The following is a 25,739-nucleotide window of genomic DNA, read 5'->3' as shown; positions in this document are numbered from 1 at the left end:
AGAGGGCTTCCGGCATGCTTGCCGGATCGATCCGGCACGGTTTACATTCGGCGTGCCGGATCGATCCGGCATCGTGTCGGGCGCGCGGCCCGAGCCGACCGATCTCCGGCCGAGCCCTGACCGATCACCGACCGACCCGGCCGGACACCCGGTCCGACCGAACACCCCGGAGGCACCCCCGCATGACGCGTGGATTCGACGTCGTGGAGACGAGCATCGCCGACCTGCGCGCGGCGCTGGAGAAGGGCGAGACCACCGCGGTCGCGCTGCTCGACGCCTACCTCGCGCGCATCGAGGCCTACGACCGCCCCGGCACCGCCACCGCGCTCAACGCGATGGTCGTCATGAACCCGGACGCGCGCGCCGACGCCGAGGCCTCCGACGCCCGCCGCGCGCGCGGCGCGGCGCTCGGCCCCCTCGACGGGATCCCGTACACCGCGAAGGACAGCTACCTCGCGAAGGGCCTCACCGCGGCGGCCGGCTCCCCGGCGTTCGAGCACCTCGTCGCCCAGCGCGACGCCTTCGCCGTCGAGCGGCTGCGCGCGGCCGGCGCCGTGCTCGTCGGCCTGACCAACATGCCGCCGATGGCAAACGGCGGCATGCAGCGCGGCGTCTACGGCCGCGCCGAGAGCCCCTACAACGCCGCGTGGCTGACCAGCGCCTACGGCTCCGGCTCGTCCAACGGCTCCGGTACGGCGACCGCCGCGTCCTTCGGCGCGTTCGGCCTCGGCGAGGAGACCTGGTCCTCCGGCCGCGCACCGGCCTCCAACAACGCGCTGTGCGCGTACACGCCCAGCCGCGGCGTGATCTCGGTGCGCGGCAACTGGCCGCTGGTCCCGACGATGGACGTCGTCGTCCCGCACACCCGCACCATGGCCGACCTGTTCGAGCTGCTCGACGTGATCGTCGCCGACGACCCCGACACGCGCGGCGACCTGTGGCGCGCGCAGCCGTGGGTGACGCTGCCCACGGCGTCGCAGGTGCGGCCCGTGTCGTACCCCGCGCTGGCCCCCGCGGACGCGGCCGCCGCGCGCGCCGCGCTCGCCGGCCGCCGGTTCGGCGTGCCGAAGATGTACATCAACGCCGACCCCGACGCGGGCACCAACCCCGACGGCGGCATCGGCGGCCAGACCGGGCAGCGCGTCGACACGCGCCCGTCGGTGATCGCCCTGTGGGAGGCTGCGCGCCGCGACCTGGAGGCCGCGGGCGCCGTGGTGGTCGAGGTCGACTTCCCGGTCGTGTCGAACTACGAGTCCGACCGGCCCGGCACTCCGTCGCTGCTCACCCGCGGCCTGGTCGGACGCGACTTCCTCAAGGTCGAGATCGAGGACCTGTCGGCGTGGGCGTGGGACGACTTCCTCCGCGCCAACGGCGACCCGGCGCTCGACACCCTCGCCGACGTCGACGGCGACCGCATCTGGCCCAAGCACCCCGGCGAACTCCCGGACCGCTACGCCGGTTTCGACGACACGATCGCCGACTACCCGAAGCTGGTGCGCGAGCGCCCCTACGCGTCGTTCACGGACATGCCGCACATGGAGGAGGGCCTGCGCGGACTGGAGGAGACCCGCAAGGTCGACCTCGAGGCGTGGATGGACGAACTGGACCTGGACGCGGTCGTGTTCCCCACCTCCGCCGACGTCGGCCCGGCGGACATGGACGTCGACGAGTCGTCCGCGGACCTGGGCTGGCGCAACGGCGTCTGGGTCGCGAACGGCAACCTGGTGCCGCGGCACCTGGGCATCCCGACGGTGACCGTGCCGATGGGCACCATGGCGGACATCGGCATGCCCGTGGGGCTGACGTTCGCGGGCCGCGCGTACGACGACAGCGCGCTGCTGACGCTGGCCGCGGCGTTCGAGGCGACCGGCGCCCGCCGCACCGAGCCGTCGCGCACCCCGCGGCTGCCCATCGCGTAACGCGCGGCGCCTGGGCGAGTACGGCTGCTCCTGCGTGCTCGCCCGCGCCGCACTTTGAGGCGAGGCCTCCGACCGGCGCGACGCGTCGTACGGGAGCCGTGCCATGCTGGGCCCAGTTGTGCGACGGCGAGCCGAGGAAACCGGTGTGAATCCGGTGCGGTCCCGCCACTGTGATCGGGGAGCGGACTCCCACCAAGGCCACGGCCCTTCACGGGGTTGGAAGGCCGGGAGAACGCGTTGATCCGAGAGCCAGGAGACTCACGTCGTCGCCACCTCGTCGCGACCGGGGCGGATTTCCCCGAGAGAGGTCGGTGTCCCACCGTGCCCAGGCCACAGCTCCCGCGCGTACCTCGCGCTCGTTCGACGGCTTCGCGCGCCTCTGACGGGAACGAAGAACCTGGGCCCGCAGGTTCGGCGGCCGCCGGCGACCGCTGCACGGTCACGGTGTGCCGCGGATGCTGCTGCGGCACCGCCAAGGTGCCCGGCGTCGACCACGACGGCCAGCTCCGCGGACTGGCCGCCGCCCTCGGCGCGGACACCGCTCGGCTGCGGGTCAGCGACTGCCTCGGCCCGTGCGCCTACGGCAACGTCGTCGTCGTGCAGCCGTCGCGTCGCGGGCGGGCGCAGGGTGCCAGGCCCGTCTGGCTCGCCGCCGTCAACGACGACGACGCGGCCGACGACATCGCCGCCTGGACACGGGCCGGAGGGCCGGGGATCGCGGAAGCGCCGCCTGTGCTGTCGCTGTACGAGTTCACGCCGCCGCGCCGTGCCCGGCCTCGTCCCGACGCGGTCGCGGAACGACCGGCCCGGCGCCCGTAGCCGGCGCCCTCGGGCGCGAAGCCTGCGGAACCGCGCGCCGGGCCGTCCTCGTCCGCTGTCGGGTGTCAGCCCTGCGGGGTCGCTCCGCGGCGGCGCCACCACCAGGCACCGGCTCCGCCGAGGACGACGACGCCTCCGATGACACCGAGGACGATCGGCAGCGCGGACGAGTCGTCGTCCTTCTTGTCCGAGGCCGTCGGGGCAGCGGCTGCCGAAGGTGTCGCGGCAGGAGTGGCAGCAGCGACGGGCGCGGACGGGGCCGCGCTCGTGGCGGGTGCGCTCGCTGCGGGGGCCGCGCTGCTCGGGGCGGCGGCGGGGCTCGGCGGAATCGGCACGGCGCCCGGCGCGGCCTTCTGGAGCTTGAGCGCGGGCGCGGGCTTGCCGGCCGAGTCCGAGTGGTCGTCGCCGGTCGCGGGCGGGTCGATCCAGCGGTCGATGCGGCCGTCGGAGTACGTCTGCAGCGTCTTGAAGACCAACGTCGTCGTGTCGGGCAGCTGCCGGACCTTGACCTTGTACTCGGCGTCGGCACCGGTGGCGAGTGCCGGGCCGGCGAGCGTGTAGCCGTCGGCGCCGGGCGTGAACTTCCAGCCGTCCGGGCCCTCGACGAAGGTCACGTCGGACGGCGTGATGCCCTGTGGCAGCACGACCTGGAGCTGGGTGATGCCGGCGGTCTTGGACTCCGCCTCGGCGCCGAACGTGAGCGTGACGTCGGTGGCCAGGGCGTGGGTGTCGGACGCGGACACCTCGTTGTGGGCGAACGCGGGAGTCGCGGCGGCCAGCGCGAAGGCACCGGCCGCTATCCCGGCCACGACGACGCGTCGGGCTGCGGGCATGCGGAAGGAACGAAGCATCAAAGGCTCCTGATCAGCGGGTTGGCTGTGGTTGGCGGTGGGCGTGTGCGCGGCTGTCGTCAGACGACGACGGCCACGGGCGGCCCGCGCCGAGCCACGTCGAACCGGGTCAGGAGCCGGGGCGGCCGCCGATGCGCCGCACGGCGGACCGTGGGCCGAGGCCGAGGCGCGGGGGAGGCCGCCCCCAACAGGCGTACGAGTGCCCGCAGCCCCGCGCGGGTCCGTGCGTCCGCACGCGCCAGCAGCCCGAACACGGCCGCCTCGCCGGCCCGCAGCCACACCGCGGCCGCCACAGCGACGACGCCGTGTGCCAGGAGCATGCGTGCGTCGTGGTGCCCGGCGTGGTGCCCGTCGTCCATCGCGTACCCGGCGGCGTGGTGGTGGGCCGGGTGCGTCGGGGGCGTGGTCGCGGCCCAGGAGAACCACTGGTGCAGCGCCGCCTGGCCGAGCAGCATCCCGGCGCAGACACGCCTCAGCGAGCACTCGCGTGCGCCCCCGGCGAGGCCGACAGTCACTCCCGCGAGCAACGCGACCAGGACCGCCCAGCCCGGCACCGGGTCCGGACCGGCGGCAGCGTGCCCGGCGACCGACAGCACGACGCACACCGCGGCGAAGAGCGCGGCGCGCAGCAGTCGGAGAGGCACGGAAACGGTCGGCATGTGGCCGTCATCCTCGCAGGCGGTTCCCGGGCCTTGGGGCGGAAGGTGCCACTTCGGCCGAGGCGACGTTCCCCACGGCCGACGGTAGCCGTGCCCTCGAGCCCTGATCGCGGTAGGCCACAGCGGCGCGGGAGTGGACCGCTTGACCCTCACGCGGCGTCATGCCGCATTGTCGGGGGCGTGGAAGAGCACCTGACCGTGGGACGCGTGGCCGAACTGGCCGGGGTGAGCGTCCGCACGCTGCACCACTACGACGCCGTCGGCCTCGTGCGGCCGTCCGCGCGGACGGCGGCCGGATACCGGGCCTACTCGGCGGGCGACGTGGAGCGGCTGCGAGACGTACTCGGTTACCGGCGGCTGGGCTTCGGGCTGCGGGAGATCGCGGAACTGGTCGACGAACCGGCCACGGACGCGGTCGCGCACCTGCGCCGACTGCGCGGCCTGTTGCTGGATCAGCGCGACCGCGCCGCCGCCATGGTCACAGCCATCGACAGGGAACTGGAGTCACGGGCGATGGGGATCAGGACGACACCGGAGGAGCAGCTACGTATGTTCGGACCGCAGTTGTACGAGGTCATCGGTTCCGACTACCTGGCGACGCGGCGTACCGAGCCGCGGATCGCCGCGCGGGTCTGGGAGGCGCTCGGGGACGCGCGCACGGTGCTGAACGTCGGGGCCGGCACCGGCTCCTACGAGCCTTCGGACCGCGACGTCACAGCCGTGGAACCCTCGGCGGTCATGCGCGCACAGCGCCCTCCGGGCGCGGCGCGGTGCGTGGCCGCAGAGGCGGAGGCACTCCCGTTCGAGGACCAGTCGTTCGACGCCGCGATGGCGTTCAGCACCGTCCACCACTGGCACGACCCGATCGCCGGGCTGCGCGAAATGCGGCGCGTGGCCCGCCGCGTGGTGGTGTTCACGCACGACGACAGCGCCAGCGGCTGGCTCCACCGGTTCTGGCTCACCCGCGACTACCTCCCCGAGGTCGCAGGACTGGTCGCCGACCGGCCGTCGGTGGACCAACTCGCCGGCGCGATCGGGGCCCGCATCGAGCCGGTCCTGATCCCGTGGGACTGCGCCGGCGGGTTCTTCGAGGCGTACTGGCGACGGCCCGAGGCATACCTCGAGGAGCCCGTACGCCGCGCGGTCTCGGTGTGGACGCGGGTCGGTCCCGAGGCCGAGCAGCGGGCCGTGGACATGCTCCGCGACGACCTGTCCTCAGGCCGCTGGGCCGAACGCAACCGCGAACTCATCGCCCTCGACGCCGCCGAACTCGGCCTGCGCCTGCTCGTCGCCTGAATCGCCGCACCCTTGCGACGCGGACAGCGCGTCCGTCGTTCAGCTGACGACGGACGCCGCTGTCGTCACCAACTCCGCGACCGTGCCGGAGAAATCGGGCAGCAGGCGGACGGCGACCACCCATGCGTCCGGGGCGTTCACGTCGAATCCGGCCTTGATCATCAGTGCCCGGGCCTGCCGGAGCGGTGGGGCCATCCCCGCCGGCATCGGCGCGCTCATGGCGAACTGTCCCAGGTACGAGACGACCGCCTGGGCAGGCGTGGCGAGTTCGAGGAGGTCGCGGACATCCAGCCGGCCGTCGGCCAGGACCTGCGTGAGCCATCCGCTTCCGGGTGACAACGGGACGGTGCGCAGCAGCGTCAGCAGGAGCTCGCGCGGACAGCCGGGCTGGTCCGCCAGGGTCCCCAGCAACTCGTCTGGCAGCGGCTCTCGTTCGTGCAGTGCGACGAAGTGGTGCCACGGCAGCGGGACGCCGGTCTCCGCGACCGCGTGCTCGACGCGGTCGCGGAAGTCCCCGCCGCGGCCGCGCACATACGCCGTTACCACCTCGGGTGCACGGGCCGCGTCCAGGGTGTCGCGCAGTGCGGTGAGCCCGAGTTCAGGGGTCGTGGCCGCCAGCGCGGCTCGGATCGTCCTGTGCGTTGCGGCGGGGAACGGGTGCTTGGCGGCACCTGGGCGGCGTCCGGGAAAATCGGTCTCGTCCAGCAACGCGGCCACGGCGTCCGGGCCTTGACGCTCCCACAGACCGACCGCGAGGCGCAGCCGCCCGGCCTCGGTCTGGAGCTTCACACGGCCGAGCAGGACCCGGACCAGGACGGGGTCGCCCGAGTCGAGTGCGGCCAGCAGCCAGTGCCGGCGTTTCGCGGGGCTGGTCCTGGTCAGGAGTTCGACCAGCGCGGAACTGATCGGCACCACGCGGTCGCCGCCGTCGCGGGGGCGCCCCGCGCAGATGCGGATCCGTTCGTCCTGGGATATCGCGCCGTAGTCGTAGAGGTACGCGTTGACCTCGGGGTCGTCCAGATCGAGCAGTTGGTCGACGACCGCGGCGGGCATGTCCCACCGCGCGGCGTTGGCGACCGCGGCCTGCATGCCGAGCGTGCGGTAGATATGTGCGCGCACCTCGGCGGACAGCGGGTAGTAGACCGTCAGTTGCTGCACCGCGCGCGCGTCGAGGGTCGGGATGACCGCGCGCTGCACGTCTTCCGGCGCGGCGGCCAGAAGGACGTACAACTGCCGTCGCGCGCCGTCGGGTTGCTCGGCGGGGAAGCGCGCGGCCGTCTCCCGCGGCCACGTCGTGGCCTTCCCCCGCGCCCGGTCGGTGGTGGCCCGTTCGACGGCGGCCGCGACCAACTCGGTGCAGCTGCCGGGGAATCGCGCGAGCAGCGTGTACAGCGCGGCCCAGCAGGCAGGGTTGTCGCCGAGCGGGGCGATCAGCCGCGACACCGCCGCGGCCAAGTCGTCGGGCAGCGCGACGCGGTAGGCCGTGTGGCTCTCGCCCGGTATGCCGCCGAGCCAGTCGACGGCGTCGAGCACGGCGCCGGCTTCACCGACCCGGTCGAGGACGTCGTTCGGGTCGAACCAGCCCTTTGTGAGCCCGCGTGTCACCAAGTCGGTCAGGTGGGGGCCGTGTGGGGCGTGCGGAGCGAGCGCCGCGTCCAGCGGGAGTCGGCCGAGGCGTGCGGCGAACACCAACCCGAGCGCGGCCCGCATCGCCTTGAACAGCATCGGCCGCGGGCACCCCGGCTGCCGTGTCAGCTCGACGGACGCATGCGTCTCGAACGGGAACCGGGCTTCCTCCTCTGTCACCACGTCCCAGTCCACGCCGCCAGACGGCGGCTCGGTCCGGCCGCCGAACCGCAGGTCCAGCAGCCACGCGTCGAGCTCGGGGTTCGGACGGGTCCGGCCGCTCAGTGCGTCGCGGGCCCGGGTCAGGGCCGCGTGGGGATCGGCGTGGCCGGACGCCTCGCGGAGGACGTCGGCCAGGCCGGGGTGGGCCGCCGGTTCCTCGGCCGCATCGATCACGTCGGCGAGTTCGGCGACACCCTTGGCATCGCCCAGGTCGAGGATCCGCAGCGCGGCGTCGACCACGGCCCACGGCGGCATGCGGCGGTGGAGCTGCCCGGCCGCATGCCCGACCAGGTCGGCGAAGGGCGCCCGCAGCGCGGCGGTCAGCCGCCAGTGCCGACGATCACCCAGCAGCTCGGCGGCCAGGCCGTCCCGCCACGCGGGGTCCTGCGGGTCGACGGCCGCCCACACCGCCTCCCGCACCCACGCGGGATGCTGCATCGTGTCGTACAGCTCGGCCCCGACAACGGGGTCGCCGAGCTGCGCCAATCGTTCGACGAGCTCGGTGCTCAGCCCCCGATTCCGGGCGAGCGCCGCGAGCAGGTCCCGATCGTGCGACGCGAGCGCAGCCTCGATCAACATGACCGGCGGGGACGGCTCATGCGTCTCCAGCGCCGAGGCCGCCTCCGCAGGCAGGCGAGACCCGAACATCGCCGCCACCTCCCGCGGCGCCATCCGGCACGCGACGACGATCCCCAGCCACTGCGCGGGCACGCCCATCCGAACTCCCTGTGCTGATCAAGCTTTGCGGGAGCACCTTAGTGCGCACGACCGACGAGGCGCCGTTATCGGCGATGCCCTGGGCGTGGAACCTCCCTCGGCGAGGGCAGACCCATCAACGGTCAGGGGACACCGCCTCGGCCACGGCGTACGCGGCAAGCCCGGTCGGCTGACTCCGGGTTACTCCCGCACGCCACATCGTGAATTCGCCTCCGCGACCGCCGCGCAGGTGACGTTCCAGGCCGCCACCCGCCGCGCCGCACCGACGGCCTCCGGAACCCCGGTCCAGTCCGTCGGTCGTCCGACTCCGCGGGCCTCGGGTGGACCCGACCCACGGCCCGTGCCCCTCGCAACGCCCTGCGGGGACACGGGCCGTGACCGGTCCGCCGGGTCAGCCGTGTGCCGCGGTGGCCATCGGCGGGCGACGTAGCACTGCCGCCGTCGCAAGCAGCGTGGTCACTGTGGTGAGCAGTGCCGCGACGACCAGGGTGGTCGCCAACGGCCAGACGGAACCACCCGGCACGGGGGAGTCGAGGACGCTCAATCCGACCGGAACCAACGTCAGTGCCGCCACCGCCCCGCCGAGCAGGATCCCGGTGACCGCCACCAAGGACGCCTCCGCCGCCGCGCTGCGGAGTACCTGCCTCCGCGAGGCGCCGACCAGGCGCAGCAGCGCCAGTTCGCGGCGGCGTTCCGCGACGCTGAGGATCTGGGTGTTGGCAAGGGAGATCGCGGCGTAGCCGACGACGACGGCGAGCACCAGGTTCGCCATGGTCGTCTGTGTCCGGTCCTGGGCCGCCCGCGTCGCGGCGAGCGCCTCGCGACCGGACACCGCGACGCCCGGGTACCGGTCCGCGAGGGCGGCACCCAGCGACGTCGCGACGGCGGTGCGGTCGGCGTCAGGGGCGATCCGGACCATCACGGCGTCGAGCAGCCCCGCGTCGGTGTGGTCGAGCAGCAACGCCGCCGGAACCAGGGCGGATTCGTACCCGGGACGGGCCTCGAACGTGGCGACGAGGGTGAGGTCGACCCGCGTCCCGTCCCCGAGCCGCATCGGCACGACGTCGCCGATGGCGCGGTGTTCGGCATGCCGGGTGGACAGCGCGACGGTGCGGCCGCTGAGGCCGCCGAGGTCGCCGGTCGCGGCGCGGAAGGACGTCGTGCTGCCCAGGCCGACCGGGGTGACGCCGTACAACGGCACTTCGACGGGCTGCGGTGTGCCCTCGCCGGCGCCGTCGGGCGTGAGGGCCGTGGCGTCGCCGGTGGGCGCCAGATAGCCGGTGGTGTGGAGCTGCGCCGTCGCGGCCGCCACGCCGGGGACGGCGCGGACGTCGTCGACCGCTCCGGCCGGCAGGCCACCCGCGGCGGAGGACACGACCAGGTCCGCCCGTTGTCCGGCGGCGAACACTTCGGCGCTGCCCTCGGATTCCGTCTCGTGGATGTAGACGAGGCTGAGCGCGAGACCCGTGGCCAGCATGACGGGCAGCGCCGCCGCCGCGAGCCGGCTCGGACGGGCCTGTGCGTTCGCGGCCGCGAGTTCGCCGGCCACTCCGGTCCGGCGCAGCGGGCTCCGCAGCAGCGCGGCGAGGCCGCGGGCCATCGGCGGCCCGAGCAACCCGAACGCCGCCGCCCAGACCATGACCGCCGGTGTCGCCACGCCGGCCGCGTCAGGGCCGTCGGAACCGGCCGTGCCGCGCGCCAGCAAGACGCCGCCCACCGCGCACAGCACTCCGGTGACCAGGCGCACCCGGCTGAACCGCCGCCGCTGGAAGCCCGTTTCGGCCAGCGCCTCGACGGGCCGCGCGCGTGCGGCGGTGCTGCCCGCCACAAGTGCCGAGACCAGTGCGGTCAGCAGCGCGACGCCTATCCCGACGGCCGCCGGCACCGTTCCCGAGCGGAACGCGATGCTGTCCGGTACGACACCCGCGTCGGTGAACCGGTCGAGGACCAGCCGGCCGAAGTGCGGCCCGGGCCACCAGGCGAGTGCGGTCGCCGGCAGCGCCAGCATCATCGCCTCGCCGACGACCATCCGGCGGACCCGGCCCGGCGTCGCGCCCATGGCCCGCAGCAGCGCCATCTCGCGTTGGCGCTGCCGGATCGAGAGCCCGAGAGTTCCGGCGACGACGAACACCGTGACCATCGCGGCCAGACCGCCGAAGGCCGCGGCCAGCGGGATCAGGTCGGCGCTGTCCGCCAGCACCGAGGGGTCCTCGGCACGTCCGCGGTCGTCGCCGGTGAGCACGGACACGGGCGTGCCCGGAGCCAGGGTGCGCAGCATCGTCTCGAGGTCGCGCACGACCTGCCTGACGTCGGCGCCCGCCGCGGGGAACACGGCGATCGCGTCGACGCGGCCCTGGAGCCCGGAGACCCGGTCGGCTTCGGCATCGGAGAAGAACACGGCGTCCCGAACCGCCGCTGTCTGGCGGGCCGGACTCGCCAGCCCGGAGATCCGGTAGCGCGCGGCGGTCCCGTGGACGAGCAGCGTTACGTGATCGCCGGGGCGTATCCCGGCGCGTGCCGCGGTGTCGGCGTCGAGGACGATCTGGTCGGCCGCCGCCGGTCGCTCGCCCTGCACGACGCGGTACGGAGTGAGGCGGGCGGACGACCAGCCGTGCCCGGTGACCGTGGTTCGCGGCGCGTCGCCGCGGGCGCCGGCCGTCCCGCCGTCCCGGACGACCACGGCCGGGAACGACACGTCGGCCGCCGTGTCCGCGACCCGCGGTGCCGCGGCGAGTGCCGTGGTCAGTCCGGCGTCGAGCCGCACACGTTCGGGAAAGACCAGCTCTTGCCGGGTGTTGCGGTAGCTCTGGTCGCCGGCCACCAGGATCGGCGCCTCGGCGAGCCGCCGCGGTGGCGCGTCGGCGCGGATGCCGGTCTCGAGCAGCCCGCCGCAGCCGATGACGATCACCGCACCGAGAAACAGCGCGATGAACGAGGCGATGAAGCCGGTCGCGTGGAAGCGTAGATTGGCCCAAGCCAGACGGATCATCGCCGGCCTCCGCGCGCGTGGCCGTCGGAGTGGGCGCCAGGGGCGGCTGACAGGTGGGCGCCCGCCATCACGTCGACCCGTCCGGCGCCTCCGCTCCCGCCGAGGCGGGTCATGCGTTCGGCGACCGCCGCCGCGGTCGGTTCCGCCAGTTCCCCGGCCTGCCGTCCGTCGGACAGGAACACCACACGGTCGGCGAACGCCGCGGCCACCGGGTCGTGCGTGACCATCACCACCGTCTGCCCGGCCTGCCGCACGCTGTCGCGCAGCAGCGTCAGAACGTCGTGCGCGGTGCGCGTGTCCAGCGCCCCGGTCGGCTCGTCGCCGAACACCACGGCCGGGCGCGTCACCAGAGCGCGCGCGATGGCGACCCGCTGCTGCTGGCCGCCGGAGAGTTCGTGCGGCCGGTGGTGGTGCCGCTCCGCCAGGCCGACCCGGTCCAGGACCGCCATGACGTCGGCCTTCTTCGCGGTGCGTCCGGCCAGGCGCAGGGGCAGTGTCACGTTGTCAAGGACCGTGAGCGACGGAAGGAGGTTGAACGCCTGGAACACGAAACCGATCCGGTCGCGCCGCAGCCGGGTCAGCCGGCGTTCGCCGAGTCCGCCCAGGTCCACACCGTCCAGGTGCACCGAGCCCGACGTGGGCCGGTCCAGGCCGGCCGCGCATTGCAGCAGCGTGCTCTTGCCGGAACCGGACGGGCCCATGATGGCCGTGAACGTTCCCGTCGGCAGGGTGATGCTCACCCCGTCAAGCGCCACGACCTGCCGCTTCGCGGTCCCGTAGACCTTGCGCAGGGCATCGAGCCGGACGACGGGGACTCCGGGGCCGTGCATGTCAGTTGTGCCAGTCATGGCAGTGATGCTTCCCGAGGCCGGTGAGGTCCCGACGACGCACGGGCGAGGTCCCGCCGAGGTCCCGGCGGGGTCCCGACGAGGCTTCGCTGAGGTGCCGCTGAGGTGCTGCTGAGGTGCCGGTGACGTCCTGCCGAGGCCGTCGCCGACGGCGAGGGCCTAGGCTCCCGACCAGGCAATGCAGGGGGAAAGGGAGACTGTGCACGCAGGCTTGACGGACCATCAGGGGAGGTCGTCGGCAGCCGCCGAAGGCGTCGTACACGTCGCGGCCGACGGCGGGGTAACCGCCACAGACGACGGCGGTGTACCCGGCACGACGGACAGTGCCGTACGGGCCACGGCCGCCGGAACGGTGCCCGGCCCCCGCCTGGCCGCCGCGGTCGTGCACGCGGCACTGCTGTGCTACTTCCTGATCACCACGCTGAACATGCTCAAGGGCGGACCCTCCGCGACGGAGGTGACCGTCGTCCTGGCCTGCATGGGCGCGATCTACGGGATACAGCTGCTCCATTCGGCGCCGCACGCGGCCCGCACGTCCGCCCGACGCAAGACGCTCACCCTCGGCGCACAGGTACTGCTCACCTACCTCCCGCTGGCCGCCTTCGGGCTCTACTGGGGAGCCATGGCCGGCTTCCTCGCCGGATCGATCCTGCTGCTCCTGCCCGCGCGCTGGGCGTGGCCGCTGTACGGCCTCGTCGGAATGGGCTTCGTCATTCCGCCGTACCTCGACGGCACCGAGCTGGTCCACGTGATCTACATGGGGCAGACGACGCTGCTCACCGGCTTGGTCACGTTCGGCCTCGCCAGACTGAGGCAGGTCATCCTCATGCTGCACGAAACCCGGGAGGAACTCGGCCGCATGGCGGTGACCACCGAACGCCTGCGCTTCGCCCGCGACCTGCACGACCTGCTGGGCTACAGCCTCTCCGCGATCACGCTCAAGGGCGAACTCGTCCACCGGCTGATAGCCAAGGCACCCGACCGCGCGGCCGCCGAAGTCGGCGAGATCCTCGTGATCTCCCGGCAGGCGCTCGCCGACGTGCGCGTGGTCGCCAGCGGGTATCGCACGCTGTCGCTGGCCGACGAGATCCGCGCCGCCCGGGCCGGCCTGGCGGCCGCCGGCATGCAGGTGCGGGGTGATGTGCGGCCCGGGCCCCTGGACCCCGACGTCGACACGGTCCTCGCGACCGTGCTGCGCGAGGCCGTCACCAACATCCTGCGGCACAGCAGTGCCACGTACTGCCGCATCGATGCGGTACGCGAAGGCGTCCGTGTACGCCTGACCGTGACCAACGACGGGGTCCGCCCCGGGTATCGCGACGCCTCGCCGCACGGCGGAAGCGGGCTCGGCAACCTCGAACTGCGGCTCCGCGCCGTCGGAGGCAGCCTGACCCGCGAGGACACAAGTGAAACGTTCGTGCTGAGCGCCGAGGCCCCCGCCGGCCGGGCCGGCGGATGACCGGGAAGGAACCGTCCGTGATCAGGATTCTGCTGGCCGAGGACATGCACATGGTCCGCGGCGCGCTGGTCGCCCTCCTGGACCTGGAGGACGACTTCGAGGTGGTCGCCGAACTCGCCCGCGGCGACGAGATCCTCCCCGCCGCCATCGACGCGCGGCCCGACGTGGCCGTCCTCGACATCGACCTGCCCGGCCTGGACGGGCTGAGTGCCGCCGCGCTGCTGCACGAGCGCGTCCCCGGCTGCCGCACCCTCGTCCTCACCGCGCTGGGCCGTCCCGGAACACTCCGCCGCGCGATGACCGCGCACGTGTCCGGGTTCCTGCTCAAGGACGAGTCTCCACAGCGCCTGGCCGACGCCATCCGGCGCGTGCACGCGGGCGGGCGCGTCGTCGACGCCGAACTCGCCATGGCCGCCTGGGAAGGCGTCACGTCCCCGCTCACCGAGCGTGAGAGCGAGGTCCTTCGGTTCGCGTCGCACGGCTACGAAGCGGCCGAGATCGCCAAAGAGCTGAACCTCACCGTCGGCACCGTACGCAACTACCTCACCGCTGTGGTGACCAAGCTGAACGCCCGCAACCGCGTCGACGCCGTCCGCATCGCGCGCGAGCAGGAGTGGATCGTGTGAGGTCCGAACGCCGGCCGCGCCGCCCGGGCGCGGTACGGGAACCCGCGTCAGGGGTTCGCGACGGACTCCTCGAATCCCGTTGTCCCGAGCGGTGTTCCGTTGTCGGAGACCAAGGCACCGGCCGCAGCGAGGTACTCCAGCACTGGCGCGACGACCGCCGCCGGCATCCGTACCAGGTCCGAGACCTCGCCCGAACCGACCGGCCACCCCAGCGCGGACGCGATCACCACCGCCTCCGCGCGATGCAACTCGACCCGGCAACCCGCACCGTCGTGGTCGAGGACGAACCCCCGACCGCGGACGGTCAGCGCCGACCGGCCGCGCAGCCGCACCACCTGCGCGGGCGGCAACCCGGAGGGCACGAACGGCGCGTGCGGGGCCCTGGGCAGCGCCGACAACAGCGGGCCGCCGAGATCGTCCACGCCCAGCGTATGCACGACGAGATGAGACAACCGGTCGAGCACCGGCAAGACCGCGGACGTCTCGGCCGCGTCGAGCCCGACGTTCTCCAGACGCACCGGGCCGAGAGCCATCCGACGCAGCAGCTCGCGCACCGGCGCGGAGGGCCGCTCCACCCGGTCCACGCCCCACGGGCCGGCCAGCAGCAGCGCGCCGTCCCGGGCCCGGCCGATCCGGACGGACTCCGCCAGCGACCACAGCCGGAACACCGCAGGGTCCGGATCCGAGGCGCGGATCATCCGCCGGGTCAGGACGCGGCCCACAGAACCGGCCCCGGTGCGTCCAACATCGGATCCGCGTCCAACACCGCCCGGTGCAGCGCGCGCAGCCCCGGCGACGGCTCGATCCCCAACTCGCCCACGAGGGTGCCGCGAAGCCGCCGGTACACGTCCAACGCCTGAGAAGGGCGGCCGCTGCGGTAGAACGCGAGCATCAGCTGCCGGTGCAGGCCCTCCTGCAACGGGTTGAGCAGGGTCAACGCCACGAGCTCGCCGATCACCGACGCGTGTCGGCCCAGCCGCAGATCGGCCGCGATGCGCGCTTCGACGGCGGCCATCCGCAGCTCGTCCAACCGCAGTGCCTCCGCCAGCACCGCGCCCGCGGAACGCACATCCTCCAACGCCGGTCCGCGCCACAGAGACAAGGCGGCGGCCAGTTCGCGCGAGGCGCCGGCATCGTCCCCCGCGTCGACGGAGCGGTGGGCGTCCCGCAGTGCGGTCTCGAACTGCCGTACATCCGTGCGGGCTCCGGCATCGCCGAGCCGATAGCCGAAGTGGCCGCGGCTCAGCACCCGCTTGGCGTCGATCCCGTGCGCGCGACCCGCCGCGGCGATCCGCCGGCGCAACTCCTTCACGTACGTCTGTACCGCGGCGGCCGGCTGTGCGGGCGGACGCCCGGACCACAACTCCTCCTCGATCGCCGCCATCCCTACCTCGCGCCCGACGTTCACCGCCAGCAACGCGAGCAGCCGACGCTGCTGCAACGCGCCCGGCACGACCCCGACCCCGGCCACACCGACGACCAGCGGGCCCAACACCCCGATCTCAAGCTGCTCCACGCCTGGCTCCTCCCTCATGCCGGAGAGCCTGCCAAGGACGCGACCGTCGACACAGAGAGCAGCCCATGAATCCCCCCATGAACCCGCAACGCCGCACCCATGAGAAATTCACATGCGAGGAAGGCCCCCACGCGATCCGCGATGGGGGCCTGTCTCGAGCGCCGGCCACGACTTGAACGTGGTCTTACTCCCTGGGCGGGAGGCGTGCAGCAGTTACACCTCCGGCGCGCGACGACCGGACGCCCGCGTCAGGACTACCGATCGACTGTCATGACCATACCGACAAAGAACGCAAAGTGTCCGCATGAACCGCCACGTTTCATCCGACTGGCGGAACCCGGGTCCCGGCGGAGTGGGCCGGCCTCAGGACGGCACGATGAGCCCCGCGAGGGCGCTGCGGCTGCGTTGGAGGTCGTCGATGCGGTCGTCCATGGCCGCGAGTTCCCGGTCCAGGAGTTCGCGCAGTTCGACGCACCACGAGAACTCCGGCTGGTCGTCCCGCTCGCCGCGCGTGCACGGGAGCACGAAGCGGATGACCTCGGTGGACAGGCCCGCGCCGAGCAGGACGCGGATCTTGCGGACGGTGAGGACGGAGGCGTCGCCGTAGGAGCGGTAGCCGTTCGCGTCGCGGTCGGCGGTGAGGAGGCCCTGCTCCTCGTAGTAGCGAAGCAGCCGGGTGCTGACGCCGGTGCGCTTGGACAACTCGCCGATCAGCATGCCGCCGACCCCCTCCGCGCTTGACCTTCACATAGGTGTGAAGGCATAGCGTCGCGGCGTGGCCGGGCATTCCGCCGTTCGTGGCGGACGCCGCGGGCCTTTCTGCCACGACACTTGCCACCGGAGCGGGACATGACCTCTGACATCCACGGACCCGAAGGCCTCGTGTGGGCCGACCGATCGTTCCTGTTCGTCCTCGGCAGCTCGCGCGCGGACGGCAACAGCGAGATCCTCGCGCGAGCCGCCGCCGAGCGTCTGCCGGACGGGGTGCCGCAGGCCTGGGTGGACCTGAACACCCTCGACCTGCCCGATTTCCAGGACGGACGGCACGAGACCGAACGGCTGCCGGGCGGGCCGGTCGAGGCGGAGCTCTTCAAAGCCACCGTCGAGGCCACGGACATCGTGCTCGTCTCGCCGCTGTACTGGTACACGGTGTCCGCCCAGACCAAGCGCTACCTGGACTACTGGTCGGGCTGGTTGGCCGAGCCCGGCGCGGACTTCAAGCAGCGGATGGCCGGGCGGACGCTGTGGGGCGTGACCGCGATGTCGGACTACGACGAACGGCGCGCCGACGGGATGGTGACGACGCTGGAGTACACGGCCGCGTACCTGCGGATGCGCTTCGGCGGCGTCCTGCTCGGCAACGGGTCGCGCCCGGGGCAGATACGGAACGACGACCGGGCGCTGCTCCGCGCCGAGTCGTTCTTCGCCGGCGAAACCCCGTTCGCGAGCTTCCCGTTGGAGCAGGCCGTCCGCTGACGGGACTGGGCCCGGACGCGGGGGTTCAGCGGGCGCTGCCCAAGTTCCGGTCGGCTTCGGCGCCTTCGAGCATGAGGGTGACCTCCTCGATCCGGCGGAAGCGGCCGTCGGGCGCGAACTCGCCGAAGAGGTAGACCTCGGTGCACACGTGCGAGCCGTCCTTCTTCGTGACCCGGACGGTGTGCCGGTCGGCGTAGCGGGAACCGTCGACGAGTTCGTCGTGGACCTCCACGGCGCCGTCGGCGACGACGGCGCGCAGGTGGGCGATGTGTGCGAGGAACTCGTCGCGGTCGTCCCAGCGGCCGTCGGTGCGCTGGCGGTAGTCGGGGGCGAAGTGCCGGTCCGCGGCCTCGTGGAGGTCGAGGTCGGGGGTGAAGAGCAGATCGGTGAGGGCGGCCACGATGTCGGTGGAGGTGGTGCCGGTCCTGGTGTCGGTGCGAGGCATGACGGGCTCCTGGTGACGTGTCGTCGAAAATGCGTGCGCGCCGCACGCATAACCGCACTGTAGCGGATATGCGTGCGCGGCGCACGCTATGCTCACTGCATGGAGAACGACGTGGGACGCGACATCGCCGAGGCGCTCGGCCTGCTGCTCAAGCGGAGCACCCGCGTGGGCCTCCACCGGCGCCTGACCGACGGCGCGGGCGAGGGCGTCGACGAGCTGACCTACCCCGTCCTGAGCGGCCTGGCCAGGACCGGTCCGCGCAGCGCCGCCGACCTGGCGCACGAGGTGGGGCTCGACCGCTCGGGCGTCACCCGCCGCGCGTCCACGCTCGAGGCCGCCGGGCTCGTGCGGCGCGACCCGGACCCGACCGACCGGCGTGCGACCCTGCTCACGCTCACCGACGAGGGCGAACGCGTCGTCGCGGCGTTGCGCGAACGCCTGGCCGACCACATCACGGACAGCCTGCGATCCTGGCCACCGGACGAAGCCGCCGCATTTGCCGCACAGCTGCGGCGGTTCGTGGCCGAGGGGCCGTTCGGCTAGAAGCCCGGTCCGGCACCCGGTCCCACAGTCTGCGGGTGCGTCGCCGGTTCGGCGCCTTACCCCCGGGGTGGTTCCGTCTCGGGCGATGCCCTGCCAGGACCGTTCACCGGTCCAGGAGTTCGGCGAAGCGGTCCAGTGCGCGGTCGGTGCGGTCGCGGTCGCCTGTGGTCGTGAGGTCGAACAGCAGGCCTCGGACGACGGCCATGACCAATGTCGGTGTGACGGTGTCGTCGGGACCGCTGGACACGTCGCGGAACGTGGTGCCGAGGGTGTCGAACCAGTCCGTGATCGCCGCGCCCTGGTCGGGGTAGTTCTCGGGGTGCACCAGTCCGTCGGCGTGTACCTCGAAGAACAGCCGGACGAACGGCGCGCGTTCGTCGGCGCTGATCCATGTCCAGATGCCACGCAGCCGCTCGCGCACCGAACCCGTCCTCGGCGGAAGGTGCTCGGCCATGCGCACCGCGCCTCGGCGGCGGGCCTCGGCGAGGACGGCGGCCACCAACTCCTGTTTGCTGCCGAAGTCGTAGAGCAGCATCCGCGGGCTGGTGTCGAGGGCCGCGGCCAGGGGGCGCAGGCTCAGGCCGGCCAGGCCGTGCGCCAGTACGTAGTCGGTCGCCTGCGCCAGTGTGCGCTCGCGACGGGCCGGATCGGCGGGCCGTCCCACGGTGGATCTCCTCTCGGCAACTCGTGGTCGAATCAACGTTGGTGAGTTTATGGTACGACTGTTTCAATAATGAAGGGAGATCATCGTGCGCACCGTCGAACGAGCACTCGTCCTGGGTCCCGGGGGACACGTCGGCACCGCCTGGATGGCGGGCCTGGCCTCCGGACTGCGTCGCGACGGCGTGGACCTGGGTGATGCCGACCTGTTCGTCGGGACGTCGGCCGGCGCGATCGTCGGAGCGCTACTCGCCACCGGCCGGGACCCGGGGCGGCTCGCGGCCCCGGCCCGCGATCCCGCGCACCGGGTCGACGCGGACCCCGGGCGGATGGCCGAGGTGTTCGCCGTTCTCGGCGACCAGAGCCTCGCACCCGACGAGGCCAGGCGTCGCGTCGGCCGACTCGCGCTCGAGGGCGTCGACCTCGCGGCAGAGGAGGCACTGGTCGCCGGACGCGCCGCCCTGATCGGTGCGGACGCGTGGCCCGAGCGGCGGCTGCTCATCACCGCCGTGGACGCCGGCACCGGTGAGCCCGTGGTGTGGGACCGCGACAGCGGCGTGCCGTTGGTGCGCGCGGTGGCCGCGAGCAGCGCCTTCCCCGGAGCCGCGCCGCCCGTTGCCGTCGACGGTCAGCGGTACATGGACGGTGCCCTGCGCGCGGGCCCCAACGCCGATCTCGCGGGCGGAGCCCGCGTGGTGGTTGTCGTCGAGCCCATGGCGCACCTGTTTCCGCGGGAGCCGCTCAACCGGCAGTTGGCGGCGCTGGGGGCGTACGCCGTGCTGACCATCGGCCCCGACCCGGCCTCGGTGCGTGCCTTCGGCTCGGACATGGGTGACCTCGCGGCCTGGGAGCCGGCCTACCGGGCGGGATTTCGCCAGGCGGGCGACGTCGACGCGCAACTCCGCTCCCCGTGGACGGCAGGGCCGATGCGGGCCGAGTAGTGGGGCAGGAGCTTCCATCTATCTGGATGGATTCTTCGGTGCGCGGTCTGCGCGGCCCCCTGAACGCCCGAACGAGTTCGCGCGATGCATGTGAACTGCCGAAGCCGACCCGTTGGAGCGCACCGAAAACCGATCCAACCGTGGAGTTTCCCGCTCCTCGGCGGGGCTAGGCTCGTGCGAAAGGCGGGTGATCAAGGAAACGGGGGGTGAGGGAGAGGGCAGAGTCATGTCGAACGCCAGTCGCACCGGATGGGGTGCAAGAGTGGTCGCGGTCGGCGCGGTCGCGGCGCTCGGCCTCGGGCTGAACGCCGGATTCGCTCAAGCGGCATCACTGAAGGTCCCGCTCACCACGGCGAACATCAACTGCGACGGCTCGAGTGCCGGAGGCACCGGAACCGGTCCCGGCACGGGTTTCGTGGTCTACAACACGCCAAGCAGCGGAACGTTGATCGCGAACGTCGTCCTGCAGAACGCCCGAGCGAACACCACATACAACGTGCGCCTGATCCAGAGCGCCGCAACCTGCGGTCAGGTCGACGGCACCATCACCACCGACAGCTTCGGCAACGGCAGCGTCAACATCAAGGAACCGGACATCGGCACAACCGCGTTCGTGGCGGTCAACAACACCAACAACCCGGCCGACGACTACTTCACCACCCAGGTGGTTCCGACCTAGCCGAGGCCCGGGCCGACCGCGGCCGACAGGGTGATTCGCGCGTGTCACCTGCCGGGCGGCCCGATGCGCGCCAGGGTTTCCGAAAACCTGGAGCCCGAAGGACGAAGGCAGACCGCCCACGAGGGTCCGAGGTGCGCGTGATGACACACAACCGGCCCGGTGCGAGCGGCGATCCCCGGCACCTGGCGCGTAGCGCCGAGTTACGCGATCCCGGCCGCGCGAACCTGACGGCCGCGAGCCTGACGGCGGCGACACACGCCCGCCGAGGTAGCGCGTGACCACGTCGACCCGCCCGGACCCGGGCGAACGAGCGCCCAGCGAAGCACGCACCGCCGTCCGCTCACTCGCGTGGAACTACGGTTCGGCGGTGGCCGGCGCCCTCCTGCAGCTGTGCTACACCGCGTTCACCGCCCGGGTGGTCTACCCCGACGCGTACGGCGCGTTCGCCGCAGCCAGCGCCGCGCTCACGATCCCCGGCTACGTGGCGGGTGCGGGCCTGGCGACGTACCTGCTGCGCATCGAGTCCCTGACGCGGGCCACCGTCCGTACCGCCTACCGTGTCGCGTTCGCCGGCGGCGCCCTGTGCTGCCTCGGATCGCTGCTCCTTGCCGCGCCCCTGGCGCAGTTGTGGGGCATGCCGGAGATCGATCCGATCGTGCGGCTGTTCGGCCTGTTCTTCCTCACCCAGCCGGCGTCTCTGGTCGCGAGCGCGGCGTTGCAGCGGCTGAACCACGCCCGCTTCTGCGCGGTGACCGAGTCGTACGCGCAGTTGCTCGGCATGGCGTCAGGCGGTGTGCTGCTCGCGCTGGGCTGGAGCCCGTACGGGCTGGTCGCCGCTCAAGTGATCACGCCGGCGGTCACGTTGGCGGCGGCGTCGGTGCGGTTGCGCCGCTGCCCGCTGCCGGAAGGAACCGCAGTGCGGCCGCGGGCGATGCTCGCCGTGTCGGGCGCGTTCGCGTGCTTCGGGATGGTCCAGGTCGTCGGCGCGGACGTCGTCCTGTGGGCGGTGACGCGTCACGGCGGAGCGCACGCCGCAGGGCAGTTCTCGCGCGCCGTCCTGACCGTCGGCCTGCCGCTGGCCCTGCTGGCCCAGAGCCTGCGGCGCGCGACGATGCCGTCGATGGCGCGCATCAACGCCGAGGGACGCTCGTTGGCCGGGGCCGTTCCCGACGTGCTCACGGTGGCGTCGGCGGCGGCGTGCGTGTCGTTCGGCGTGCTCGCCGCGGTCGGACCCGCGGTGACCGAGCTCCTGCTGGGTCCGGGCTGGGGACCCGCGGCCGCGCTGGTACCGGTCTTCGCGCTGGGAGCCCCGCTGGTCCTGCTGTGTCAGATCGGCTACGCCGTCGACGAGACCCACAAGCACCTGCGGGTGCTGCTCCGCGTCCAGCTGCTGGTCCTGGGCGCGACCGCGGCCACGACCGCGTTGTGGGTGCTCGGGCCCGACCGCCTGGCCCTCCTCGCCGTGGTCGCCTCCCTCGCGCACGGGGTCGGGCACGCGGTCCAGGTCGCGCGGTGGCGCCGCCTCGGCCTGTGCTCCCCGCGCGACCTCGCCAAGCCGTACGCGGTCCACACCGCCGTCGGAGCAGCCCTGTTCGCCGCCGGGTGGGCGGGCGCCGGATTCGGCGACGGGGCGGTGTCGCGGATCGTGTGCGGGCTGCTGGCCATGCTTCCCGTACTCGCGCTGTGTTGGCCGTTGCGGCGGCAGCTGCCGCTGTACGCCGTCGCCGTCACGCGCGGCCTGCTCGGCGATCCGCTCCGGCCGACGGGTGCTACCGGCGGCGCAGGCTGGCGTGGACGCGCACCATCTCGACGTACAGCGGCTTGAGCCGGTTCTGCATGCGCTCGCTCGTGTACCGCTCGACGAAGTCCCCGCCCGCGTTGAGGAGTGCGCGCATGCGGGTCTGCTGGGTCGCGGACAGCGTGGCCCCCGTTCTGGCACGGAACTCCCGCCCCGGGGCGGTCCAGAACCATGAGTCCGGGTCCACCGCGGCCTGGTACAGGCGCCGGAATCCCATGTCCTTCTCGTGGCTGCAGTGCCATAGCGTGAGCCCGTCGATGACGGTGGGGTCGGTCAGGAACCGGCGCCACGGCGCGGTGGGGATGCTGCGCACGTGCGGCCCCATGTGCGTGGTCGGCACCGCGAGCACCGCGTAGTTCATCAGCGGCTCTTCGGTCGTGAAGGCCGGCAGGCCCTGCTCGAACCGCGCGAGCGAGAGTTTCCAGGCCCGTTCGGCGCGTTCCAGCACGACCGGCATCAAGTGCTCCGGGATCGCGTAGAAGTGCCCGCCGTACAGGTCGTGTTCGAGCCGGGTCTCGCCCAGCTCCGGGTACATCGCGGCGCACGTGTCGCGGTACCCCTTGAACTTGTCGGAGGAGGGCTTCTGCAGGTCCGACAGGCGCTCGCCCTGCACCCCCACCGTGTCCCCTTGGAACCGCAGCATCTCGTCGAACGGCCGCACGCACAGGATGTCGGGGTCGAGGAACATCTGCAGCCCGCCCCGGTCGCGCAACGCCTCCATCGCGTCGAGGAGGAACAGCGATCCGCCCCACCGCCCGAAGCCCGCGGGAGGACGGTGCGTGAAGGGCGCCGGCACGACCTCGACCCCGAGCTTCGCCAACTCGACGTCGAACGGCGCGGGCGGCGGCTCCGAGCACACCAGCGCGAGGTCGACGTCCTCGTTCCAACGGCGCACCGACGCGAACGCCACCACCATGCAGCGGTAGTACGTGAACATCGGGTCTTCCCGGAACCTCCCCTTGGTCATGGGGTTCTGCGAGGTCGGCATCCGGGTGAACACGATGGCCGCGGTCGTGCGAGGCGGTCTGGCAGGCATCGGAACACGACTCCCTCGACACAGGGCTATAAGTCCTATTTGACTCAATCATCACGACCCACCCCGCTCGGGTGGCGGCACACCGGACCCCATCGAACGGCCCAGCCGTTTGCACCGAACGGGTTGTCGTCACACCGCCGTTCGAGGGAAACGGGACGGCTTCGCCGACACCGACGGCTCAACGGCGCCCCGCCGGCCCTCCCGACGACCGCGCGCCGAGCGCCTTGCCGAGACGCAGGGCCACCCCCGCCGTACGGGCGACCGGCCCCTTCGGGCGCAGCCACTGCGTGTCCCAGCGCTGCTCGGCACCGAACGACGCGAACTTGTACGCCTCCGAGCCGCGCAGGAAGTCGAACGTCCGTACCCCTGCCGCGACCGTGGTCGCGATCGTGCGGTCGAGCAGCACCGTGCCCAGGCTCAGACGCGCGTAGGCCGGGTCCCAGCCGCCGTTGTAATAGGCGAACGTGTCCTGCCAGCGGAAGCCGTAGACCGCCCCGACCGCGACCCCGTCGGCCTCGGCGAACATCACCGCAGGTCCACGCGTCGAATCCGCCCGGTCCAGCAGGCGCGCGTGAAGCTCCAGCCGCCGCGGCGTGAAACCGGTCGCGGTGCCCAGGTGGTCCCGCCGCACCCGGTGCAGCCGCAGGACGGTCTCCAGGTCGGCCCGCGTCACCTCGCCCGGACCCACCCACCGGAAGTTGACGCCCTCGCCCGTGAGTTGGCGCCCCCGTCGGGCCATGAGCCGCCGGAAGCCCGCAGAGCCCACGGCGCGGTCAGGCGCCACGGCCAGACGCGGGCACACGGTACGCGCGACGGGACGCACGCCGCGCGGGAACGGCACCGGGTCGGCGTCCGGGTCGACGGCGGGCATCCAGACGGTGCCCCGGCGGCAGCGACCCCGCGCCCACGCGCCGACATCCGCGCGCCGATGCGGGACCGTCAACACCACGCCGTGGTCGGCGGCGTCGTCGCCGTACCCGAGCAGCCCCCAGTGCGTCACCGGGATCGGGACGCGCGGATGCAGGCGGGCACGCATCCGGGCCAGCGCCAGCACCGCCTCGACGCGTCCGTCCCCGTCGATCCACACCGCCGCTTCCGCGTCCGCGACCGCCGACGTCTCCCAGACCGCGAGCACCCAGTCGGGAGTCGTGAAATACGACCCGCCAGGAGTGGCGGCCGCCAGCTCGCGCCAGCCGTCCTCGTACGGCGCCAGCTGCTCAGGCGCGCGGAACCGCCAGGGCGTGGCGGAGGCCACCGCCCCGGGATCGGCCACCATCCGATCCCCGTGAACCGCCGTGGTCCGAGCGTCCTCCCGGCCTGCTCCGGCCCCGCCAAGCATCATCATCATGCGGCCAACGTGCCACGGCGCCTCCGCGCGGGGCGCCCGTGCCACGCCCTGGAAGCAGTCACCACCCGCACGGGGGAAGGGCCCGGCGGGGAACCGGCCGGCACCCTGACGCCCCTGGGAGAACTCCGTGCCGCTGTCACCGGCGGATCGACCGCTGACGACCGCCGGAAGTCCTTCCGCCCATGGCCTGATGTGACAGATCCTGGTCATTGCAGCCATCACCGATCGCGCGGAATGATCAGGGCATGCCCCAACCGCACCGCGTCGTGATCGTCGCCTTCCCCGGCATCGAGCTGCTGGACGCCACCGGCCCCGCCGAGGTCTTCTCCGTCGCCTCCAGGGTCGCCGGAGCCGAACGACCCGGATACCTCGTGCAGATCGCGACGGCCGACGGCGGCCCGGTGACCACCTCCAGCGGCGTCCGGTTGATGGCCGACCTGACCTTCGACGACGTGGTCGGCCCGATCGACACCCTGTTGGTGTCCGGGGCGATCGAGCTCGTCGAAGGCGGCGTGGAGCCGGTGATCGACCACGAGGTCGTCGACTGGCTGCGCCGTGCGGCCCCCCACGCCCGGCGGATCGGGTCGATCTGCGCGGGAGCGCACCTGCTGGCCGCCGCCGGGCTGTTGGAGGGGCGGCCCGCCACGACCCACTGGCTCACCGCGGACCGGCTGGCCGCCGAGCATCCCGGCGTCCGCGTCGATCCCGATCCCATCTTCGTGCGGGACGGGCAGGTGTGGACCTGCGCCGGCGTCACCTCGGGGATGGACATGGCGCTGGCCATGGTCGCCGAGGACCACGGCCAGGAACTCGCGCTCGCGACCGCCCGGATGATGGTCATGTACGTCAAACGCTCCGGCGGACAGAGCCAGTTCAGTGTGCCGCTGTCCGTCCAGAGCTCCTCGGACGACCGGATCGACGAACTGCGGATGTGGATCGCCGAACACCTCGCCGAGGACCTCTCCCTCGAAGTCCTCGCCGCCCGCGCGCACTTGAGCAGGCGTCACTTCACCCGGCTGTTCCACCAGCGCACCTCCGCGACACCGGCCGCCTACGTCGAAGCCGCCCGGCTGGAGGCCGCCCGGCGGCTGTTGGAGGAGAGCGACCGGCCCCTGCCGGACGTCGCCGCGGCCAGCGGCCTGGGTTCCGTGGAGACGCTGCACCGCGTCTTCCGCCGACGGCTGGGCACCACCCCGGCCGAGTACCGCCGCCGCTTCTGACCCCTCGTCACCCACACCGCCCGCCGGCCACCGGGCGCGCTCGCGT

At 72.9% G+C, this 25,739-nt stretch carries 23 protein-coding genes and 1 riboswitch; of the genes, 11 read left to right on the top strand and 12 right to left on the bottom strand.

All coding sequences use genetic code 11. The features are described 5' to 3' along the window. Nucleotides 1-182: 182 nt before the first annotated feature. Both QI554_RS19925 and QI554_RS19920 read left to right on the top strand, forming a co-directional pair. The gene (locus QI554_RS19925) at nucleotides 183-1,919 is read left to right on the top strand and encodes an amidase (protein WP_281471484.1); all 1,737 of its coding nucleotides are present in this window, start codon (nucleotides 183-185) and stop codon (nucleotides 1,917-1,919) included. Between the two features lie 133 nt (nucleotides 1,920-2,052). Then, a riboswitch (cobalamin riboswitch) is annotated at nucleotides 2,053-2,179 on the top strand. 184 nt (nucleotides 2,180-2,363) lie between these two features. After that, entirely contained in the window at nucleotides 2,364-2,738 is a 375-nt protein-coding gene (locus QI554_RS19920) for a (2Fe-2S) ferredoxin domain-containing protein (protein WP_281471483.1), read from the top strand. A 65-nt stretch (nucleotides 2,739-2,803) separates the two neighbouring features. Here the strand turns inward: QI554_RS19920 and QI554_RS19915 are convergent, their stop codons facing one another. Next, the gene (locus QI554_RS19915; RefSeq protein ID WP_281471482.1) at nucleotides 2,804-3,589 is read right to left on the bottom strand and encodes a DUF1775 domain-containing protein; all 786 of its coding nucleotides are present in this window, start codon (nucleotides 3,587-3,589) and stop codon (nucleotides 2,804-2,806) included. Between the two features lie 59 nt (nucleotides 3,590-3,648). After that, on the bottom strand, nucleotides 3,649-4,248 hold the full coding sequence (locus tag QI554_RS19910; protein ID WP_281471481.1) for a hypothetical protein: 600 nt from the start codon (nucleotides 4,246-4,248) through the stop codon (nucleotides 3,649-3,651). Nucleotides 4,249-4,428: 180 nt separating this feature from the next. Between QI554_RS19910 and QI554_RS19905 the strand changes: the two genes are divergently transcribed. Then, complete coding sequence (locus QI554_RS19905; protein WP_281471480.1) at nucleotides 4,429-5,544, top strand: MerR family transcriptional regulator; 1,116 nt, start codon at nucleotides 4,429-4,431, stop codon at nucleotides 5,542-5,544. Between the two features lie 39 nt (nucleotides 5,545-5,583). Here the strand turns inward: QI554_RS19905 and QI554_RS19900 are convergent, their stop codons facing one another. The 3 genes from QI554_RS19900 to QI554_RS19890 form a co-directional block, all read right to left on the bottom strand. Continuing rightward, nucleotides 5,584-8,109 carry a hypothetical protein gene (locus tag QI554_RS19900; RefSeq protein ID WP_281471479.1) on the bottom strand — a complete coding sequence of 842 codons (2,526 nt, stop codon included), beginning with the start codon at nucleotides 8,107-8,109 and terminating at the stop codon, nucleotides 5,584-5,586. Between the two features lie 391 nt (nucleotides 8,110-8,500). After that, nucleotides 8,501-11,098, bottom strand: a complete 2,598-nt coding sequence (locus tag QI554_RS19895) for an ABC transporter permease (RefSeq protein WP_281471477.1) — start codon at nucleotides 11,096-11,098, stop codon at nucleotides 8,501-8,503. Beyond that, on the bottom strand, nucleotides 11,095-11,946 hold the full coding sequence (locus QI554_RS19890) for an ABC transporter ATP-binding protein (protein WP_281471475.1): 852 nt from the start codon (nucleotides 11,944-11,946) through the stop codon (nucleotides 11,095-11,097). The genes QI554_RS19895 and QI554_RS19890 overlap by 4 nt, the downstream gene beginning before the upstream one ends. Nucleotides 11,947-12,298: 352 nt before the next feature. On the opposite strand from QI554_RS19890, the gene QI554_RS19885 reads away from it, so the two are divergent. Both QI554_RS19885 and QI554_RS19880 read left to right on the top strand, forming a co-directional pair. Continuing rightward, nucleotides 12,299-13,405 carry a sensor histidine kinase gene (locus QI554_RS19885; protein WP_281471474.1) on the top strand — a complete coding sequence of 369 codons (1,107 nt, stop codon included), beginning with the start codon at nucleotides 12,299-12,301 and terminating at the stop codon, nucleotides 13,403-13,405. 17 nt (nucleotides 13,406-13,422) lie between these two features. Continuing rightward, nucleotides 13,423-14,031 carry a response regulator transcription factor gene (locus QI554_RS19880; protein WP_281471473.1) on the top strand — a complete coding sequence of 203 codons (609 nt, stop codon included), beginning with the start codon at nucleotides 13,423-13,425 and terminating at the stop codon, nucleotides 14,029-14,031. Nucleotides 14,032-14,078: 47 nt separating this feature from the next. Here QI554_RS19880 and QI554_RS19875 read toward each other — a convergent pair whose 3' ends face one another. The 3 genes from QI554_RS19875 to QI554_RS19865 all read right to left on the bottom strand — a co-directional run bounded on the left by QI554_RS19875 (nucleotide 14,079) and on the right by QI554_RS19865 (nucleotide 16,264). Beyond that, a complete protein-coding gene (locus QI554_RS19875; protein ID WP_281471471.1) occupies nucleotides 14,079-14,753 on the bottom strand; it encodes an NADH oxidase in 675 nt (224 codons plus the stop codon). Next, a complete protein-coding gene (locus QI554_RS19870; RefSeq protein WP_281471470.1) occupies nucleotides 14,738-15,547 on the bottom strand; it encodes an AfsR/SARP family transcriptional regulator in 810 nt (269 codons plus the stop codon). Before QI554_RS19870 ends, QI554_RS19875 begins: the two co-directional genes overlap by 16 nt. A 363-nt stretch (nucleotides 15,548-15,910) precedes the next feature. Then, nucleotides 15,911-16,264 (bottom strand): MerR family transcriptional regulator, encoded by a 354-nt coding sequence (locus QI554_RS19865; protein WP_281471469.1) that lies wholly within the window; start codon nucleotides 16,262-16,264, stop codon nucleotides 15,911-15,913. Nucleotides 16,265-16,396: 132 nt separating this feature from the next. On the opposite strand from QI554_RS19865, the gene QI554_RS19860 reads away from it, so the two are divergent. Next, complete coding sequence (locus QI554_RS19860) at nucleotides 16,397-17,023, top strand: flavodoxin family protein (protein ID WP_281471468.1); 627 nt, start codon at nucleotides 16,397-16,399, stop codon at nucleotides 17,021-17,023. Nucleotides 17,024-17,048: 25 nt separating this feature from the next. Here QI554_RS19860 and QI554_RS19855 read toward each other — a convergent pair whose 3' ends face one another. Next, on the bottom strand, nucleotides 17,049-17,468 hold the full coding sequence (locus QI554_RS19855) for a nuclear transport factor 2 family protein (RefSeq protein ID WP_281471467.1): 420 nt from the start codon (nucleotides 17,466-17,468) through the stop codon (nucleotides 17,049-17,051). A gap of 99 nt (nucleotides 17,469-17,567) precedes the next feature. On the opposite strand from QI554_RS19855, the gene QI554_RS19850 reads away from it, so the two are divergent. Next, a complete protein-coding gene (locus QI554_RS19850) occupies nucleotides 17,568-18,011 on the top strand; it encodes a MarR family winged helix-turn-helix transcriptional regulator (RefSeq protein ID WP_281471466.1) in 444 nt (147 codons plus the stop codon). Nucleotides 18,012-18,114: 103 nt separating this feature from the next. Here the strand turns inward: QI554_RS19850 and QI554_RS19845 are convergent, their stop codons facing one another. Beyond that, on the bottom strand, nucleotides 18,115-18,675 hold the full coding sequence (locus QI554_RS19845) for a TetR family transcriptional regulator (protein WP_281471464.1): 561 nt from the start codon (nucleotides 18,673-18,675) through the stop codon (nucleotides 18,115-18,117). 85 nt (nucleotides 18,676-18,760) lie between these two features. Between QI554_RS19845 and QI554_RS19840 the strand changes: the two genes are divergently transcribed. The 3 genes from QI554_RS19840 to QI554_RS19830 all read left to right on the top strand — a co-directional run bounded on the left by QI554_RS19840 (nucleotide 18,761) and on the right by QI554_RS19830 (nucleotide 22,116). Then, complete coding sequence (locus QI554_RS19840) at nucleotides 18,761-19,612, top strand: patatin-like phospholipase family protein (protein ID WP_281471462.1); 852 nt, start codon at nucleotides 18,761-18,763, stop codon at nucleotides 19,610-19,612. Between the two features lie 262 nt (nucleotides 19,613-19,874). Continuing rightward, entirely contained in the window at nucleotides 19,875-20,291 is a 417-nt protein-coding gene (locus QI554_RS19835) for a hypothetical protein (protein ID WP_281471461.1), read from the top strand. A 274-nt stretch (nucleotides 20,292-20,565) separates the two neighbouring features. Next, nucleotides 20,566-22,116, top strand: coding sequence for an oligosaccharide flippase family protein (locus QI554_RS19830; protein WP_281471460.1), 1,551 nt, complete (start codon nucleotides 20,566-20,568; stop codon nucleotides 22,114-22,116). On the opposite strand, the gene QI554_RS19825 is transcribed toward QI554_RS19830, so the two are convergent. Beyond that, a complete protein-coding gene (locus QI554_RS19825; RefSeq protein ID WP_281471459.1) occupies nucleotides 22,061-23,125 on the bottom strand; it encodes a hypothetical protein in 1,065 nt (354 codons plus the stop codon). The genes QI554_RS19830 and QI554_RS19825 overlap by 56 nt on opposite strands. Before the next feature lie 178 nt (nucleotides 23,126-23,303). Continuing rightward, a complete protein-coding gene (locus QI554_RS19820) occupies nucleotides 23,304-24,401 on the bottom strand; it encodes a GNAT family N-acetyltransferase (RefSeq protein ID WP_281471457.1) in 1,098 nt (365 codons plus the stop codon). Nucleotides 24,402-24,718: 317 nt separating this feature from the next. On the opposite strand from QI554_RS19820, the gene QI554_RS19815 reads away from it, so the two are divergent. Further along, nucleotides 24,719-25,693, top strand: coding sequence for a GlxA family transcriptional regulator (locus QI554_RS19815; RefSeq protein WP_281471456.1), 975 nt, complete (start codon nucleotides 24,719-24,721; stop codon nucleotides 25,691-25,693). Nucleotides 25,694-25,739: the final 46 nt, after the last annotated feature.

This window comes from Yinghuangia seranimata (genome assembly GCF_029953285.1).
GTDB lineage: Bacteria > Actinomycetota > Actinomycetes > Streptomycetales > Streptomycetaceae > Yinghuangia > Yinghuangia seranimata.
The sequence above is the reverse complement of the archived record's forward strand: the minus strand, read 5'-3'. Positions and strand labels throughout refer to the sequence as shown.